Raw genomic sequence first — 16,707 nt, forward strand, 5'->3', positions numbered from 1 at the left:
TTTATTTTTAGATTTGTCTAAATTTTATTTTTACAAATATGAACTTTTCAGAGAGCGAAGAAAATTACATCAAAAGTATATACCATTTACAACAGGATACCGGCCTGGTAAACACCAATGCCCTGGCTGCCGAAATGCAGACCAAGGCGGCTTCTGTTACAGACATGCTTAAAAAATTAGCTGCAAAAAAAATTCTGCAGTACGAAAAATATAAAGGTTTTAAACTTACTGATAATGGCCGAAAAGTGGCGCTTACCGTTGTACGCAAACACCGGTTATGGGAATATTTTTTAGTGGAGAAATTAGGGTTTGAATGGGATAAAGTACATGATATTGCTGAAGAACTGGAACATATCAGCAGCAATGAACTGATAGAAAAACTACAGCATTTTTTAGGCAACCCTTCTTTTGATCCGCATGGCGACCCGATACCGGACAGCAATGGGAAAATACCCAAATTAAATCAGCTCAATCTTGCTGCATTGGCTTTAAATAAAACCGCATCAGTAAGTTCAGTAAGCAATCAATCTCCGCAAATGCTGGAGATGCTGAAGCATTATTCCATTGCCATCGGCACTTCTGTTAAACTGTTAAAAAAGTTTGAGTTTGATGGCTCACTAGAAATAAAAGTTTCCAAACAGCCTGCCTGCATCATCAGCGAGCAGATAGCTAAAAATATTTTTGTGCATTATGATTAATAACGGGCATCCGCATACTTCCCTCAGCGAAGTGCATGAAACAATAGACACTACAAAAAAGAAAATCGGCTGGCGAAAGATCTTTTCTTTTTTAGGCCCGGCTTACCTTGTAAGCGTAGGTTATATGGACCCGGGCAATTGGGCTACCGACCTTGCCGGGGGCAGTAAATTTGGTTATTCTTTAGTCTGGGTATTGCTGATGAGTAACCTGATGGCTTTACTATTGCAGGGATTATCGGCAAGACTGGGAATAGTAAGAAGAAGAGACCTGGCACAGGCTAACAGGGAAGCCTATCCTAAACCTGTAAATTACGCCCTTTGGTTATTGGCAGAAATTGCCATTGCCGCCTGCGACCTTGCAGAAGTTTTGGGTATGGCAATTGGTTTACAATTATTAACCGGCCTTCCCCTGATATGGGGCGTTTCGCTTACAGTGCTGGACACGTTTCTGTTGTTATACCTTCAAAAGCTTGGCATGCGCAAAATGGAAGCCTTTATCATAGCGCTGGTAGCCATTGTTGCAATTGCCTTCCTGATAGAAATTATTTTTGCAAAACCTGACCTGGGAGAAGTGGTTAAAGGTTTAATCCCTTCTTTTCCCAATGAAGAAGCAAGATATATTGCGATTGGTATTATTGGAGCTACGGTAATGCCGCATAATTTATACCTGCATTCTGCGCTGGTGCAAACCAGGAAAATTGACCGCAGTGATGATGGTATCAGGCAGGCACTTAAATTTAATCGTATTGATAGTACTATAGCATTAAACATTGCGTTTTTTGTAAACGCTGCTATTTTAGTTTTAGCGGCAACGGTATTTTTTAAAACAGGTAATTCCAATGTAGCCGAAATAAAAGAAGCCCACCGTTTACTTCCCAGCTTTTTAGGCAATGTTGCGCCAATACTTTTTGCGGTTGCATTAATTGCAGCAGGGCAAAGCAGTACCATCACCGGTACATTAGCAGGGCAAATTATTATGGAAGGTTATTTAAGTCTTAGAATAAACCCCATGTTACGCAGGCTGATCACCAGGTTACTGGCCATAATTCCGGCACTTATTGTGATCATTGTAAAGGGAGAGAACGATGTGGACTCCTTACTGGTTTTCAGCCAGGTTATCCTGAGTTTGCAATTGGGCTTTGCTATTATTCCGCTGATACATTTTGTAAGCGATAAAAAAACAATGGGAAAATTTGCCATCAGGCCAATCGTTAAGATTACTGCATGGGCAATTGCAGCTGTTTTAATCTTCCTGAATATACAGATGCTTGTTAACGAAGCATCAGGAGTATTTACAGGCGATAATACTTTCGCCAAAATAATCCTGGTTGTGCTGGGCTTAGTTTTCTTAAGTCTTTTACTATACATCATCCTGCATCCGTTACTTACAAAAAACAAACCCACTGCATCCATACAAATGCATCCCGATGCCAATATTATTAAGAATCTTTCTATTCCTGCTTTTAATAAAATAGCGGTAGCACTGGATTACAGCGTGAACGATGAAAAATTATTATCCTATGCCATCGGCCAGGGAAAAGAAAAAAGCAGTTATTTGTTGATACACATTGTTGAAAGTGCTGCTGCAAAATTATACGGAAAAGAAAGTGATGATTTTGAAACCGAACAGGATGCCGCTAAAATGAATTTTTATGTAGCGCAATTAAAAGAAAGAGGATTTAAAGTAGAAGGCAAACTTGGTTTTAGAAACAGGGTGAAGGAAATTGCAAGAATTGTAAACGAAAATAATGCTGATATGCTGGTAATAGGTGCCCACGGCCATACGGCATTAAAAGATTTTATTTATGGTGAAACGGTAAATGCGGTAAGGCATGAGTTAAAGATTCCGGTGCTGGTGGTGAATCTATAGCGATGGAATTGGGGTACATCTTGCAGCAATACTATCTCAATTCAAAAAAAAACAAATTCCCGGTTCCCTTTACAACGAATCGAGCTGCTTATTAATTTTTCCATTCCATTCTACCTGGATGTTCTTAAGCTGCCCGTTCTTTGTTTGCCCGTCATAATCATTTTGCATTTTTTCTAATTCCCTGCAACATTCCTTATAAATTTTTTCAACCAGTTCGCCATAATTATTACGGGTAAATTTTGCTTCCTTTAATTTTTGTATAAATAAATTGGCGGTAATATAAGTGATATCAAAATGATGCTGCTCATGGGTTAATGCATATTCAGATTCTCTCCCCTTTCGCACCCAGGAGCTTTGTTTGCTGAAATAGCAGTACACCGTAATATCTATGGTTGTTTTTCCATTCCATGATTTCATTGCAGCCATGTATCCCAGGCCAGAAGAGGTTACTGCCAATGCTTCTGCAGGAGTACCGGGTGTGCCTTTAAAATCGGGCCATGCAAGTTTGCGTGACGGGTCATAAAAAATAGTATCGCTATTGGGAAGAGGTACATGTGGCGACCAGTTTACACTTACAGATACTTGTGCAAAACCGGGTAAACTTGTGATAATAAAAAACAGGAAAAAGAGTTTCTTCATAATATGCTGTACCTATACAACTCAAATCAACAACATTTATTACTTAGTCAACCGGTGATTAACCATATTTACAATTTCATTAACAGCAATTAATTCCATGCATTTAAAATGTCCGCGGGGGCATTTTTTATAACCTATTTTACTACAGGGCCTGCACCAGAGTTTATTAATTTCCACTACATCAAAATGCTGTGCTGATAATTTACCATAATAAGGATACATGCCAAATGCCGGCACCGTATTACCCCAGATAGAAATAACTGGTTTTTGTAAAGCGGCTGCAATATGCATCAGGCCTGTATCGTGTGAGATGACCAATTTGGCACCACGCAAAATATCTGCCGATTCATTAAGGTTAAATTTGCCACAGGCATTATAAATTTTAATATCGTCGGATGAAGCAATTGCTTTTCCATCTTCATAATCTCCTTTATCGCCTAATAAAACAATGGGATGTTGTATAGCAGCACACAACTCTTTCAATTTATGCAGGGGCATTTTTTTTGTAGCCAGTGCAGCGCCGATAACCACAGCAATGTACCCCAGCATATGAGCAGTAGGCAGGTCGCCATTTTTTATCGTGTCCTTTTCAGGAATAAAATAATCTAATCCCAAACCATCATTCACTATACCTAATGATGCCACTGTTTCCAGGTTCCTGTCTACAATATGTTTTTTTGGCAGCGTATTTATTTTAAAATTGGTGTAGATGAATTTTTCTACATTCAGTTTATCAAATGAAAATGCCTTTACATTTTTTAAGAACTTTTTTATACGCAGTGTGCGCAGGTTGTGATGGAGGTCGATGATGTAATCGTAATCTTCTGTTTTCAACTCATGTAACATCAGTTCAAAACTATCGCCCAAAGTATGGATCTTATCAATATAAGGATTAGATGCAACAATACTTTTATAAGACTGTTTGGTTAAAAAGTGAATTTCAGCCTCAGGCAATTGTTTGCGCAGGCAACGGATAACCGGCGTGGTTAAAATAATATCGCCGATAGAAGAGAAACGTATGATGAGGAATTTAGCCACTGATTACACAAATAAAAATTATTCTTCCAGGTAATTTAAGTCTTTATGAAAAGTTTCTTTGATGAATATTACAGCGACAGTACCAATCACCATAATGATGATACCTGTTATCCAGCCACCGGTAACGTAATCAGTAAGGCTACGCATCCACCTGAATAAAGGAAGAATGAATACTGCCAGCATACCCCTCACCATATTGGGAATAGTAGTGGCTGCGGTAGCACGTAAATTAGTACCAAACTGTTCGGCACCGATAGTAACAAAAATTGCCCAGAAGCCTGTACCAAAGCCTAAGCCGGCACAAATAATATACATAGCAGTTGCGGAACCATTTTTTAAACAGGTAAAGAACAACAGCATAAAAACAGCTGTGATGGCATAAAAAATATACAGCGCTTTCTTCCTGCTTTTTAACCATTGACTTACAAAACCTACTAAAACATCACCCACTGATATGGCGGCATAAGCATACATAATGGCTTTACCCGGATCTATCTTTTCTTTAATGCCCATTTCCCTGGCAAAATCGTTTGAAAAAGTAATGAGTACGCCAATTACAAACCATGTAGGTAAACCAATAAGAATACTTTTTAAATACCGTTTAAACCGATCGGCATTGGTGAACAACATGAAAAAATTACCCTTTTGTACAGCCGAATTTTTTAACTGGTTATACATCCCCGACTCGGCTACGGATATACGAAGAATCAGCAGCACCAATCCCAGCCCGCCACCGATGAAATAGCAGGTACGCCAGTGAAAATTCTCTTTCATTAAAAAAGCAAATACAGCGCCTGTTAATCCAATACCTGCTACGAGCGAAGTAGCGATGCCTCTTTTTTCTTTTGGCGTAAGTTCAGATACCAATGTAATACCTGCCCCAAGTTCGCCAGCCAAACCCACGCCGGCAATAAATCTTACTATGGAATACTGCATTTCGTTCTGCACAAAACCATTCGCAATATTGGCCAGTGAATATAAAATGATCGAGCCAAATAAAACACTCAGTCTTCCTTTCTTATCGCCCATAACGCCCCAGATAATGCCACCGATCAGTAAGCCGGCCATTTGCCAGATAAGGATATTTTCGCCCGATATCTTAGCTTGGTCAAGTGTTAAATGAAAAGATTCTAAACTGGGGATGCGGATGATCCCAAAGAGCAGCAGATCGTAAATATCTACAAAATATCCAAGGGCAGCTACTATTACCGCAATGTTTACAATAGAGTGCTTATTTTGTTGCAGCGTCATCGTTGTACTTTTTCTTTTTGCCAAAAAATAATTTGATGAAGATAGGTGCCGTTGTTACCACCACAATTCCTATCACAATTATTTCAAGGTGTTCTTTTAAATCAAATTGAAATGCATCCCATAACCATTTTTGTAAAAAGAATCCTCCGAGTATCATGGATGTAACCCAGGCCACGCAACCAATGATATTATAAAAAGAGAATTTGGCTTTATCCATATTTACAATACCGGCAATAAGTGGCGCAAATGTTCTTACAATAGGCACAAATCTTGCCAGTACAATTGCACCACCACCGTGCTTTTCATAAAAATCATGTGCTTCATGTAAATAGCGTTTTTTAAAGAACCACCTGTCACGCCAGCTATACATACCATGTCCGAATTTTTTCCCGAACCAATAGCCCAATGCATTGCCTAAAATACCGGCCAGTGAAATTAATACTACCAGCACAAAAAGATCGAGCCAGTAACTGTGGTTATTATCCATGCCAAACAAATGTAAAAACTGGTATCCTAAACCCGGTTCTGTTTTATTATCCATCTTAATTTCGTGTGCTGAAAGGCCGGCTACAAATAACAGGGAATCACCCGGCAAAAAGAAACCGGCAAACAAACCTGTTTCGGCAAACACCACCAGTAATACAAACCAAAGCCCGCCATTAAGAATATACCATTGCGGCTGTAATAACTGGTGCCAGTGAAAATCCAAAAAGATAAAGTTTAACATGTATGTTTTTTTACAAATTATTATTATGAATGTTCCAGTTGCCCCTCCCACTTACTTACGGCAGCAGTAGCTAATGCGTTGCCTAAAACATTGGTCATGGTACGGCCCATATCGCAAAATACATCTATGGCTAATATCAATCCCACACCTTCGGGAGGAATACCGAACATACCCCCTGTTGCAAGTACTACCACCAACGACGCTCTCGGTACCCCGGCTATTCCTTTACTGGTGATTAAAAAAACAAGCAGCATTACAATTTGCTGGCTCACATCTCCTGTAATTGAAGTGATATTAAATGCCTGCGCAATAAACATACTGGCAAATGTCATGTACATCATGCTGCCATCTAAATTAAAAGAATAGCCCAACGGCAATACAAAACTTACAATTTTATTATTACAACCAAAGCGCTCCATTTCTTCAACTAATTTGGGGTACACTGCTTCACTGCTGGCAGTGCTGAATGCAATGGACATTGGGCCAGCGATACGTTGCAATAAAACCGGTAATCTTCTCTTTAAAAAAAGATAGCCTGTAAATAATAAAACAAGCCATAGTATAGCAAGACCCAGGTAAAATTCACCAATATATTTTCCAAATGTTGAGAGTATGCCTAACCCGTTTTTTGCAATTGCCGCCGCCATGGCACCAAATACCCCCAAAGGCGCCACATACATTACATACGACACCATTTTTAACACCACGTGTGCCAGTGCATCCAAGGCATTAACGATAGATTCGCCTTTTTTACCAATGGCAGCTAAAGCCACACCAAAGAAAACTGAAAAGATTACGATCTGTAAAATTTCATTGGTCGCCATTGCTTCAATAATACTTCTTGGCACCACATGCTCTACAAATTTGGCCAGGGAAAAGCCTTTTGATTTTTCCAGCAGGTCGGCTACCGACCCCTTATCTGCATGCTGAATATCCACTCCCACTCCGGGTTTAAAAATATTTACTAATACCAGGCCTAAAGTTAATGACACCAGCGATGCGGTAATAAACCATAACATGGCTTTACCTCCCACACGGCCCACTGTTTTCATATCGCCTAATTTAGCAATGCCCACTGCTAAAGTGGCAAATACAATTGGCGCAATGATCATTTGCACCAGTCGCAGGAAGATCGTGGTAAGGAGTTTAATATTATCTGAAAAAGTGGTTACGGTTGTTGCCGGATAGTTTTCATGTACATAATAACCAACTGCAATTCCCAAAAGCATAGCGCCAATTATATACCATGTTAATTTGCTTTTTTTTGTTGGTTGATGGGTGATCTCCATTACATAACATTTAGTGCCGCAATATAATATTAAAACCTGTTAAACCTCTGCTGCTTATAAAAAAGTATAACCGGTGGCTATTTTAAGAATTAATTGCTTATTTTTCCGATTCATTCTTCACTAAAACCAACTAACGATATGAGTTTATTTGTAAAAAAGCCAATGGAAGCTTTAATGAATGAAGCCCAGGAAACTGGAAGCCATACATTAAAAAGAACACTGGGAGCCGGTGGTTTAATTGCACTGGGTATTGGGGCTATCATTGGCGCCGGATTATTTTCAATTACAGGTATGGCTGCTGCCAATCATGCAGGGCCGGCAATAACTATATCATTTGTTGTAGCAGCATTAGGTTGCCTTTTTGCAGGTTTATGTTATGCAGAATTTGCGTCAATGATTCCCGTTGCAGGAAGTGCGTACACTTATTCATATGCTACAATGGGTGAATTTATTGCCTGGATAATCGGATGGGACCTTGTACTGGAATATGCTGTAGGTGCTGCCACAGTAGGTATCAGCTGGAGCCGTTATCTTGTAAAATTCCTTGCCGGCTTTGATATTCATTTGCCCGAAAGCCTTACGGTAGGCCCATGGGATGGCGGTATTATTAATCTTCCTGCAGTTTTCATTATTGTTTTAATGAGCCTGTTATTAATGAAAGGAACAAAAGAAAGTGCTGTTGTTAACTCAATAATTGTAGGATTAAAAATTGCTGTGGTATTGGTATTTATCTTTCTTGGCTGGAAGTATATCAACAACGAAAATTATCATCCTTACATTCCTGATAACACCGGTAGTTTCGGAAATTTTGGATTCAGTGGTATCATCAGGGCGGCCGCCATTGTTTTCTTTGCGTATATAGGTTTTGATGCAGTGAGCACTGCTGCGCAGGAAGCTAAAAATCCTAAACGGGATATGCCATGGGGTATTTTAGGTTCACTGGCCATCTGTACTGTTTTATATATCTTATTTGCCCATGTAATGACGGGTGTTACCAGCTATACCACATTTGCCGGTAAAGATGGTATTGCACCGGTTGCCATTGCAATCGATCATATGGGAACTACCAATACAGCAACAGGCGTAATCACTCCTGATTATCCTTGGTTAAACCGTGCTATTGTGGTGGCTATCCTTGCAGGATATGCATCAGTTATACTGGTAATGTTAATGGGACAAAGCCGTGTATTCTTTAGTATGAGTAAAGATGGATTGATACCAAGAATTTTTTCTGTTGTTAATCCTAAAACACAAACCCCTGCTAAAAGCAACTTGCTGTTTATGGCTTTTGTAAGCCTGTTCGCTGCATTTGTACCAGCAAGGGTGGTGGGAGAAATGACAAGTATCGGAACATTATTTGCCTTTATATTAGTATGTATAGGTGTTTGGGTAATGCGAAATAAAATGCCCGAACTTCCAAGGGCTTTTAAAACACCATTGGTTCCGCTGGTACCAATTTTAGGCATCTTTGTTTGCCTGTTTATGATGGTATTCCTTCCAATGGATACCTGGATACGTTTGTTGGTGTGGATGCTGATTGGTATGGATATTTACCTGGTGTATGGTGCCAAACATAGTAACTTGGGTAACGGCACTAATAACAGGAAAGGCATGAGGGTTGCACGCTATACCGGATTGGCGCTATCTGCATTGCTGATTGTGGTTGGCTTTTTACACCAGTACACAGTGGGATTTGAAAATGACAGAACCCTGCTGTATATATCTCTTATATTTGCAGTAGTTCATTTTGGTGTTTTTGGAAGAAAGATCGGAAGAGTTGATACAGAAGAATAATTCCTCTGCATTATAAAAAAAGCCCCGATAGTATTTATCGGGGCTTTTTTATGCTATCGCTTTACTTTACATCAATCTCGTCCACAAAAATATGGGTATCGCCTCCCGCCCCTTCGTGCCAGGCAGGTAATTTTCCATATTGAACAGCTTTTACTTTTACATACCTCGCTGCTACAGGAGTAAAAGTTGCGGTTACATTTTTTACCTGTACATTCAGATCTTCTATGGGCAGAAAATTTTCTCCTGCATATACCTGCGTAAAATTTTTACCATCTGCCGAAACTTCAATAATAAGTTGCCTGGGTACTACAATCCATGCCCTCGTATCCTGTAAAAACCCTGCAGTAAGTTTTGAAATGGTCCTGGTTTCATTCAGGTCGATCACCGCTTCCATATTGGTTTTTTGAAAACCCATCCAGTTGCCTTTACGCCAGTTGGCGCTGCCATAAATACCATCAATCAAACCTTCGGCACCACCACCATCATACTGCTGTTCGCTTGCGGTGTTTAATTGTACCGACCAGTTGTTGCTGATCCTGAAATAATTTGCCGTTGTGGTATAACTGTATTCACCTTTTTCATTTACAGCAATTGCTTTTACAGTTATTGTGCTGTCCACTGTAAACGGGGCAATATATTTTTTTGATGTTGCAGCCGGCCTTGTTCCATCCAGAGTATAAAAAATATTTACCCCCGGCTGGTATGAATAGATACTGACAGTTTTTTCTTTTTTAAATGACACTGCACCCCCATCAATTACAGGGTTCAACACAATTTGATTATCTGTAATTGCTGTAGCAGGAAGATCAACAGCGCCAAATGAAGAAGGTATGGTACCCATCATAAAATTAATAGCACCTCCTTTTACAATATCAAAATAAGAGAGGTAAGATTTTTTATACGATTGCGTATTTAATGAAGCCGTTTGAATATAAAAATTTTTATCGCTTAAGTTATTTGCTTGCATTAAAAACGTTTTCCCATTCTCCAGGTGAATTGCTGCTGTTGCAAATGATGGTGTACCGATGATGTAATTTGTTGTACCCGGGGTAACAGGATAAAATCCTAAAGCGCTCAACACATACCACGCACTCATTTGTCCGCAATCTTCATTGCCTGCCAGGCCATCTGGTGCATCATGATACATTTCTTTAATGATCTGGTGAATTTTTTCCTGTGTCTTAAATGCTTTACCGGTAAAATTATACAGGTAAGCTATATGATGACTCGGCTCATTACCATGTGCATACTGCCCTATCAAACCACTGATATCGTCCTGTTGCCTTCCTGTAGTTTGCTGCGGTTCGGTAAACAACGCATCTAATTTTTGCTCCAGTTTTTCTTTCCCCCCGATCATTTGCATATAACCTGCTACATCCTGCGGCATATAAAAAGAATATTGCCAGCTATTGGCTTCAGTAAAACTATTATTCACTTCTCTTGCATCAAAAGGCGAAACCCAGTTGCCATTTTTACGTGGCCGCATAAAACCGGTCTTTACATCTAACATGTTTTTATAGCTTTGGGCTCTTTTTATGTATGTAGCGTAAGCAGCTTCGTCGCCCAGTTTTTTTGCAAATATGGCAATGCACCAATCATCATAAGCATACTCCAGTGTTTTACTTACACTTTCGTGTTCATCATCCTGTTCTAAAAAACCATGATCTATTAATGCCGGTAATCCTAACTGATTCCAGGTAGCACTTTTTTTCATTGCTTCCAAAGCAAGCTTCGCATCAAACTGGTTTAATCCTTTCATGTAGGCGTCAACGATTACGGATACACTATGGTAACCGATCATACAGTCTGTTTCGCAACCACTCAGCTCCCATACCGGTAATCTTCCGCCTTCCTTGTATTGGGCTAAAAAGGATCTGACGTAATCAATTGTTCTTTTCTGATCGATAATGGTATATAAAGGATGTGCACCACGATGTGTATCCCATAAACTGAACACAGAATAATTGGTAAAATCTGTTGCAGTATGAATTTTATTATCCCTGCCACGGTATTGCCTGTCTGCATCCATATTGATATTAGGCACTACCATAGTGTGATACAAAGCGGTATAAAAAGTTTTAAGCTGATGTATATCATTACTGCTCACTTCAATTTTACCCAGTTCTTTATTCCAGGTTTTTGCTGCATCGGCCTTTACTTTTTCAAAATCCCAGCCGGGTAATTCTGCCTTTAAATTTTTCCGGGCGCCTTCAATACTTACTGCAGATATCGCCACTTTTGCCATTATCGTTTTATCCGCAAATTGAAAAAATGCTTTTATATTTTTCGAACTGTCAATTTCGCCAATTCGTGCAGGCTTTAATTGATCATTCTCCCAGATACCAGAAGCAACAAATGGTTTTGAAAACTCAATAACAAAATATACATACTGGTTATCTGCCCATGCCCTGCTTCTTCTAAGGCCTGCAAGGGTATGGTCATTTAAAATCTGTAATGAAGATTCCAGCACTTCATCCCTGTGCTTTAAATCGATGACGATATTATTTTTTACTGCTGTAGGAAAACTATACCTGTGAAAGCCCACCCTTGTAGTGGCAGTTAATTCTGCTGTAATATTATCATCATCCAGTTTTACTGAATAATAACCGGGAGTGGCTTTTTCATTGGTATGAGAAAATTTTGAACCGTATATTTTATTATCAGGAGAAGGAATGCCTGTCATTGGCATCAATAAAATATCGCCGTAATCGCTGCAGCCTGTACCGCTTAAATGTGTATGAGTAAAGCCGTAAATATAATTGTCAGAATAATGATAACCACTGCAACCATCCCAGCCTTCTAATCTTGTATCAGGACTTAATTGTACCATACCGTGTGGCAATACAGCTCCGGGATAAGTATGACCATGCCCGCCCGTTCCGATTATCGGGTCAACATAGCGGGTGAAATTTTTTTGTGCGGTAAGCAGGCAGCAACTAAAAGTAAAAAATATACAAGCCGGCAAAAATCGTTTAACCATGATTTTAGTTTTGTGCAAGTTAAAAAGAAACGGCGCAATAAATTGCGCCGTTAGTATTATCTGTTAATCAGTGAAATTAAAATGGTAAATCATCTGCCGCTGAAACATTAACAGGAGCAGTTCTTACAACCGGTTGCACTGCAGTTGGTGCAGCTGTTGCATGGCTTACATTGCCAGTATTAGCGCCCTGGCTATCCCTGCTACTGCCTAATAACTGTATACTCTGAACCCTCATGCGCAAAGTTGCTGCAGCCTGCCCATCCTTATTGGTGTATGGATCTGCTTCCGGCGTGCCTTCGGCATATACAGTAGTTCCTTTGGTTAAATATGGAGCAACGGCAGTTCTGTCTGTCCAATAGGCACATTCCACCCAGGTAGTTCTTTCTTTTTGATTGCCCTGTGCATCTTTAAAACGTTCTGAATGTGCAACGCTGAAATTGATGACGCTTTTTCCGTTGATTTCTTTAACGATACAATCTTTACCAAGATTGCCGATAACCTGTAATTTGATCATAATTGTGTTTTTAAATGTTAATCGATGTATCTGTGTGTTATAAAATTATGAATTGTTTACAAACTTCTCTTATCAAACTATAAACATTGTGGTTCGCAAATTGTGGAATAAAATTTAAGCCGCAACCAGTTTACCGTATATACTTTACCTGCTTTGCTTTTCCCTTAATGCTAATCCCATATTTTAGGCCTTGCTGTTTTTACGGTACGCAGGTAATCCAGCAATTGACCGGTATGTACGGCTTCGTGGTATGCAATACGTAAAAGATAGTCGCCAAGGGTACGGTGTTGCCCCGGATTTTTACGGGTAATATAAATCTCCTCTAATTCTTTTGCAGTAAAACCATTAACCATTTTTAAAAATTTTTCCCGGTAAGGTTGGGCGTGCCGCAATTCATCATCAACGGAAAAGTAAGGGTTGCTCTTGAGCGGACTTTCAAAATCTCCCAGGTTTCCCCTGTGCAAAATAATATGATGGTAGATATTTTCTCCTTCCAGCACATGACGCACCATTTCAATACAATTCATCGCATCACCATCCGGCCGCCAGAATAAATAATCTTCCGAAATCCCTTTCCATACTTTTATACTTCTACGCCTTACTTCTTCAAAATTTAATATCAATAGTTCTTTTGCATTCATTGTATGCACCATAGTTTAAGGTTAATAAGGTTACGGTTTTTAACTCCGCTAAAACTAAAAGAAGAATTGTTCTGAAATGATCTTCCCATCTTTTACTTCATATACTGCCACTTCATCCATTTTCATTCTTGGCTGGCCTTTAAGCGTAACGTCCATGCCCATGGTACACGTAAAAAAGTTACCTGCCACCAAAGGTTGGGTACAATAACCACCATGCATCTCTTCAATCATATCATGAAATTGTTTTCCCTTCTCCATAATCGCATCCAATCCTTCTGCATTAGTAAAAATTCCCCCTGCCGGTTCAATGCTTGTAGCATTTTTGCTATATAATTCTGTTTGAATGTGCTCAAAGCCATTTTGCTGAGACAGTTCATAAAATCTGTCTGCTACCTGTTGTGTTGTCATGGTTTGTTATTTTAAAATTTGATTAAAGAAAGTTTATACAATAGTATACCCGTGTAATTTTTCAATTACGGTTACACAGTTTACTATTGATATGGAGTTGCTGATTCAGCAGTTGCCGGAGGTTGCAACAGACGATATTTCAATATACGCCTGCTGCAACCGGTAACTAAGCAATCAAGGGGATTATTATTTTAATTCATTTTTTTCTTCAGCGTACTCACCTGGTCCTGCAAATTATTTACCAGGTTAGCGAGTGAATTCACATCCCAGCGTTGCTGCACACTTACCTTACTGATCACTGATTGGGCCATCCATAATTCCACCACATCATCAGCATTTACCTGGTAAGGCTGATATTGCGGATTATCACTAACCAATGTAAGTTTATTCTTGGTCTTATTATTTTTCACCACTCTCTTGTATACAATACCTTCATTACGGCTAACAACAATATAGGCCATATTATTTTTTATATCCTCCAGCGAATCTACTTTTTCACCCACAATAATGCTACCGCTTGGTGTAGGTAACATACTATCGCCGATAATTTCAAATGCCCTGTAGTTACCACCGGTAAGCATCGGCAAAGTAAAAGTGTTCAGCTCATCAATAAATTCTGTATCAGCATAACCTGCCAAATAACCTGCAGCTGCTTTTACAGGTACAAAGTGAATGACATTCCTGTCGGCGCTCATCATTTTTTGCTGCCTTCGTTTAGCCAAATAATTACCACCTGTATTACTCAGGTCTTTTAGTAATAATTCATCCAGCGTAAGCTTAAAAATGTCGCTGATCACTTCAAGGATATCAATCCTTGGGTCGGCACGTTCTTCTTCATAAGCTCCGATTAAAGAGCGTTTGATACCGAGCTTGTTCGCAAATTCTTCCTGTGTCCATCCACGGAGTTTGCGAAGGTATTTGAGGTTTTGTCCGGCTTGTGACATAGTACAACTAATTTGATTAGCACAAATATACTAATAATTTTAGTTTGTCCAAATTTATTTTTAAATACCCGATTTGAGGCTACCGGTTATTTAATTGCGAAACTGGTAAAAGAGCTCAGTTCTTCGCAAACGATCAAATAGCCCTTAACGCTTGTCAAATTAAGTTAAACATTGAGATGCCTGCATTCAAAAAATCAAAACGAGGTTAATGACAGTTACCTTATTTTTGTAACAAATCTTTTTTATGAACTACATTTTACCAGTACATAATATTTTAAGGTGGGCTGTACTCCTTTTTGGTGTATGGACCTTATTGAATGCCCTCACCGGCGTATTCAGTAAAAGAAATTATACAGGCACCGATAATAAAGCGAATTTATTTTTTATGATCAGCTGCGATATTCAATTGCTGATAGGGCTCATCCTGTATTTTAATGGTGCCTGGTTTGAAAGCTTAAAAAACAATGCCAAAGCTGTAATGGGAAATGCTGGTCCACGTTTTTTTGCTGTGGAACATGTGCTGATGATGATCATCGCATGGCTGCTGGTACATGTGGGTCGTAGTATGGTTAAAAGAACTGACATTGATGCACAAAAACACAAACGCAGTTTAATTTATTTTGGTATTGCTATTGTAATCATTCTTGCAATGATACCATGGCCATTCAGGCATGCGGATATTGCAAGGCCCTTGTTAAGACAATTCTAAAATACAACTATCAAATGACGATCAGTTAAAGTCCTGAATGTATACTACATTTTAACTTCGATATTCATATACGCTACATTCAACCTATAATGGCAACAAAGAAACAACAGCCCGTAATTTTAATCACCAATGATGATGGCATCACTGCACCGGGAATAAAAAACCTGGTAGAAGCAGTAAAAGGTTTGGGTAAAATAGTGGTGGTAGCACCGGACAAACCGCAAAGCGGTATGGGGCATGCTATCACAATCGGCCATCCCCTGCGCATGACTAAAATAGATATTTTTGATGGCGTGGAAGCATGGCAAACCAGTGGTACCCCGGTAGATTGTGTAAAGCTGGCTGTAGATAAAGTATTGCACCGCAAGCCTGATATTTGTTTAAGCGGCATCAACCACGGCGCTAACCATAGCATTAATGTAATTTACAGCGGCACCATGAGTGCAGCCATGGAAGCCAGCATTGAAAGTATTCCCAGCATTGGCTTTTCATTATTAGATTATAATATTGAAGCCGATTTTACAGCGGCCCGTTTTTATGTGCATAAAATTGTAAGTACCCTGCTGAAGCAAAAAATGGATAAGCACATGCTGTTAAATGTTAATATCCCTTCTTTAGAAATGGATTTGATAAAGGGAATAAAAGTTTGCAAACAGGCTTATGCCAAATACGAAGAGGATTTTGAAGAACGAAAAGATCCGCAAGGGAAAAAATATTACTGGCTCACCGGCAAATTTGTAAATTTTGATAAGGGCAGGGATACCGATGTCTGGGCTTTGGCCAATAATTATGTAAGCGTGGTGCCTGTTCAGTTCGACCTTACCAACTATACTTTAAAAACGCAATTAGAAAAAAAGAACCTTTTCAAATGATATTCAAAAAAGACAATTTTGTTTTTGGAACCATCCTGGGATTTGTAGGGCCATTGTTTGGTGTACTTCTTTTTAAATACATGAAATTTAAAACCTCATCTTTTGGAGAAGCCTTTCATTTTATGTTTGTAGAAGAAGAGGACCATAAAACAATTTCAGTTGCCTTAAGCCTTGCATTACTGGTTAACGCAGTTTTATTTACTTTTTACATCAATACCAATAAAGATAAAACAGCTAAAGGCATATTTGCATTAACCTGTGTATACGGTTTGTTGATATTATGCCTGAAAACATTTTCGTAAAAATGCTGTGAAGGCAAAAAAATTATTCCAG

At 39.1% G+C, this 16,707-nt stretch carries 16 protein-coding genes; 6 read left to right on the forward strand and 10 right to left on the reverse strand.

The features are described 5' to 3' along the window. Positions 1-38: 38 nt before the first annotated feature. Positions 39-698: a metal-dependent transcriptional regulator gene (locus tag ACYVM0_RS12500; protein WP_460557523.1), complete on the forward strand. Its 660-nt coding sequence runs from the start codon at positions 39-41 to the stop codon at positions 696-698. Continuing rightward, on the forward strand, positions 691-2,568 hold the full coding sequence (locus ACYVM0_RS12505) for an Nramp family divalent metal transporter (RefSeq protein WP_460557525.1): 1,878 nt from the start codon (positions 691-693) through the stop codon (positions 2,566-2,568). The genes ACYVM0_RS12500 and ACYVM0_RS12505 overlap by 8 nt, the downstream gene beginning before the upstream one ends. A 69-nt stretch (positions 2,569-2,637) precedes the next feature. Here ACYVM0_RS12505 and ACYVM0_RS12510 read toward each other — a convergent pair whose 3' ends face one another. From ACYVM0_RS12510 to ACYVM0_RS12530, 5 genes are read right to left on the reverse strand one after another with little or no spacing between them, the layout of a single operon-like run. Then, on the reverse strand, positions 2,638-3,207 hold the full coding sequence (locus tag ACYVM0_RS12510) for a hypothetical protein (RefSeq protein ID WP_460557527.1): 570 nt from the start codon (positions 3,205-3,207) through the stop codon (positions 2,638-2,640). A gap of 39 nt (positions 3,208-3,246) precedes the next feature. Next, positions 3,247-4,245, reverse strand: coding sequence for a glycosyltransferase family 9 protein (locus ACYVM0_RS12515; RefSeq protein ID WP_460557529.1), 999 nt, complete (start codon positions 4,243-4,245; stop codon positions 3,247-3,249). Positions 4,246-4,263: 18 nt separating this feature from the next. Further along, positions 4,264-5,520, reverse strand: coding sequence for an MFS transporter (locus tag ACYVM0_RS12520; RefSeq protein ID WP_460557531.1), 1,257 nt, complete (start codon positions 5,518-5,520; stop codon positions 4,264-4,266). Further along, complete coding sequence (locus ACYVM0_RS12525) at positions 5,477-6,223, reverse strand: DedA family protein (protein WP_460557533.1); 747 nt, start codon at positions 6,221-6,223, stop codon at positions 5,477-5,479. Before ACYVM0_RS12525 ends, ACYVM0_RS12520 begins: the two co-directional genes overlap by 44 nt. A 23-nt stretch (positions 6,224-6,246) precedes the next feature. Continuing rightward, positions 6,247-7,512, reverse strand: a complete 1,266-nt coding sequence (locus tag ACYVM0_RS12530; RefSeq protein WP_460557535.1) for a dicarboxylate/amino acid:cation symporter — start codon at positions 7,510-7,512, stop codon at positions 6,247-6,249. Positions 7,513-7,650: 138 nt separating this feature from the next. Between ACYVM0_RS12530 and ACYVM0_RS12535 the strand changes: the two genes are divergently transcribed. Next, entirely contained in the window at positions 7,651-9,306 is a 1,656-nt protein-coding gene (locus ACYVM0_RS12535) for an amino acid permease (RefSeq protein ID WP_460557537.1), read from the forward strand. 61 nt (positions 9,307-9,367) lie between these two features. On the opposite strand, the gene ACYVM0_RS12540 is transcribed toward ACYVM0_RS12535, so the two are convergent. The 5 genes from ACYVM0_RS12540 to ACYVM0_RS12560 form a co-directional block, all read right to left on the reverse strand. Continuing rightward, a complete protein-coding gene (locus ACYVM0_RS12540; protein ID WP_460557539.1) occupies positions 9,368-12,286 on the reverse strand; it encodes a GH92 family glycosyl hydrolase in 2,919 nt (972 codons plus the stop codon). Positions 12,287-12,362: 76 nt separating this feature from the next. Continuing rightward, positions 12,363-12,800 carry a single-stranded DNA-binding protein gene (locus ACYVM0_RS12545; RefSeq protein ID WP_460557541.1) on the reverse strand — a complete coding sequence of 146 codons (438 nt, stop codon included), beginning with the start codon at positions 12,798-12,800 and terminating at the stop codon, positions 12,363-12,365. A gap of 170 nt (positions 12,801-12,970) precedes the next feature. Beyond that, positions 12,971-13,453, reverse strand: coding sequence for a DinB family protein (locus ACYVM0_RS12550; protein WP_460557543.1), 483 nt, complete (start codon positions 13,451-13,453; stop codon positions 12,971-12,973). Positions 13,454-13,495: 42 nt separating this feature from the next. Continuing rightward, positions 13,496-13,849 (reverse strand): SnoaL-like domain-containing protein, encoded by a 354-nt coding sequence (locus ACYVM0_RS12555; protein WP_460557545.1) that lies wholly within the window; start codon positions 13,847-13,849, stop codon positions 13,496-13,498. Positions 13,850-14,040: 191 nt separating this feature from the next. Next, complete coding sequence (locus ACYVM0_RS12560; RefSeq protein WP_460557547.1) at positions 14,041-14,793, reverse strand: XRE family transcriptional regulator; 753 nt, start codon at positions 14,791-14,793, stop codon at positions 14,041-14,043. 244 nt (positions 14,794-15,037) lie between these two features. Between ACYVM0_RS12560 and ACYVM0_RS12565 the strand changes: the two genes are divergently transcribed. From ACYVM0_RS12565 to ACYVM0_RS12575, 3 genes are all read left to right on the forward strand, one after another. Further along, positions 15,038-15,502, forward strand: coding sequence for a hypothetical protein (locus ACYVM0_RS12565; protein ID WP_460557549.1), 465 nt, complete (start codon positions 15,038-15,040; stop codon positions 15,500-15,502). An 89-nt stretch (positions 15,503-15,591) separates the two neighbouring features. Beyond that, the gene (gene surE / locus ACYVM0_RS12570; RefSeq protein ID WP_460557551.1) at positions 15,592-16,374 is read left to right on the forward strand and encodes a 5'/3'-nucleotidase SurE; all 783 of its coding nucleotides are present in this window, start codon (positions 15,592-15,594) and stop codon (positions 16,372-16,374) included. Continuing rightward, the gene (locus ACYVM0_RS12575) at positions 16,371-16,676 is read left to right on the forward strand and encodes a hypothetical protein (RefSeq protein WP_460557553.1); all 306 of its coding nucleotides are present in this window, start codon (positions 16,371-16,373) and stop codon (positions 16,674-16,676) included. Before surE ends, ACYVM0_RS12575 begins: the two co-directional genes overlap by 4 nt. Positions 16,677-16,707 lie beyond the last annotated feature (31 nt).

This window comes from Ferruginibacter profundus, assembly GCF_054783275.1.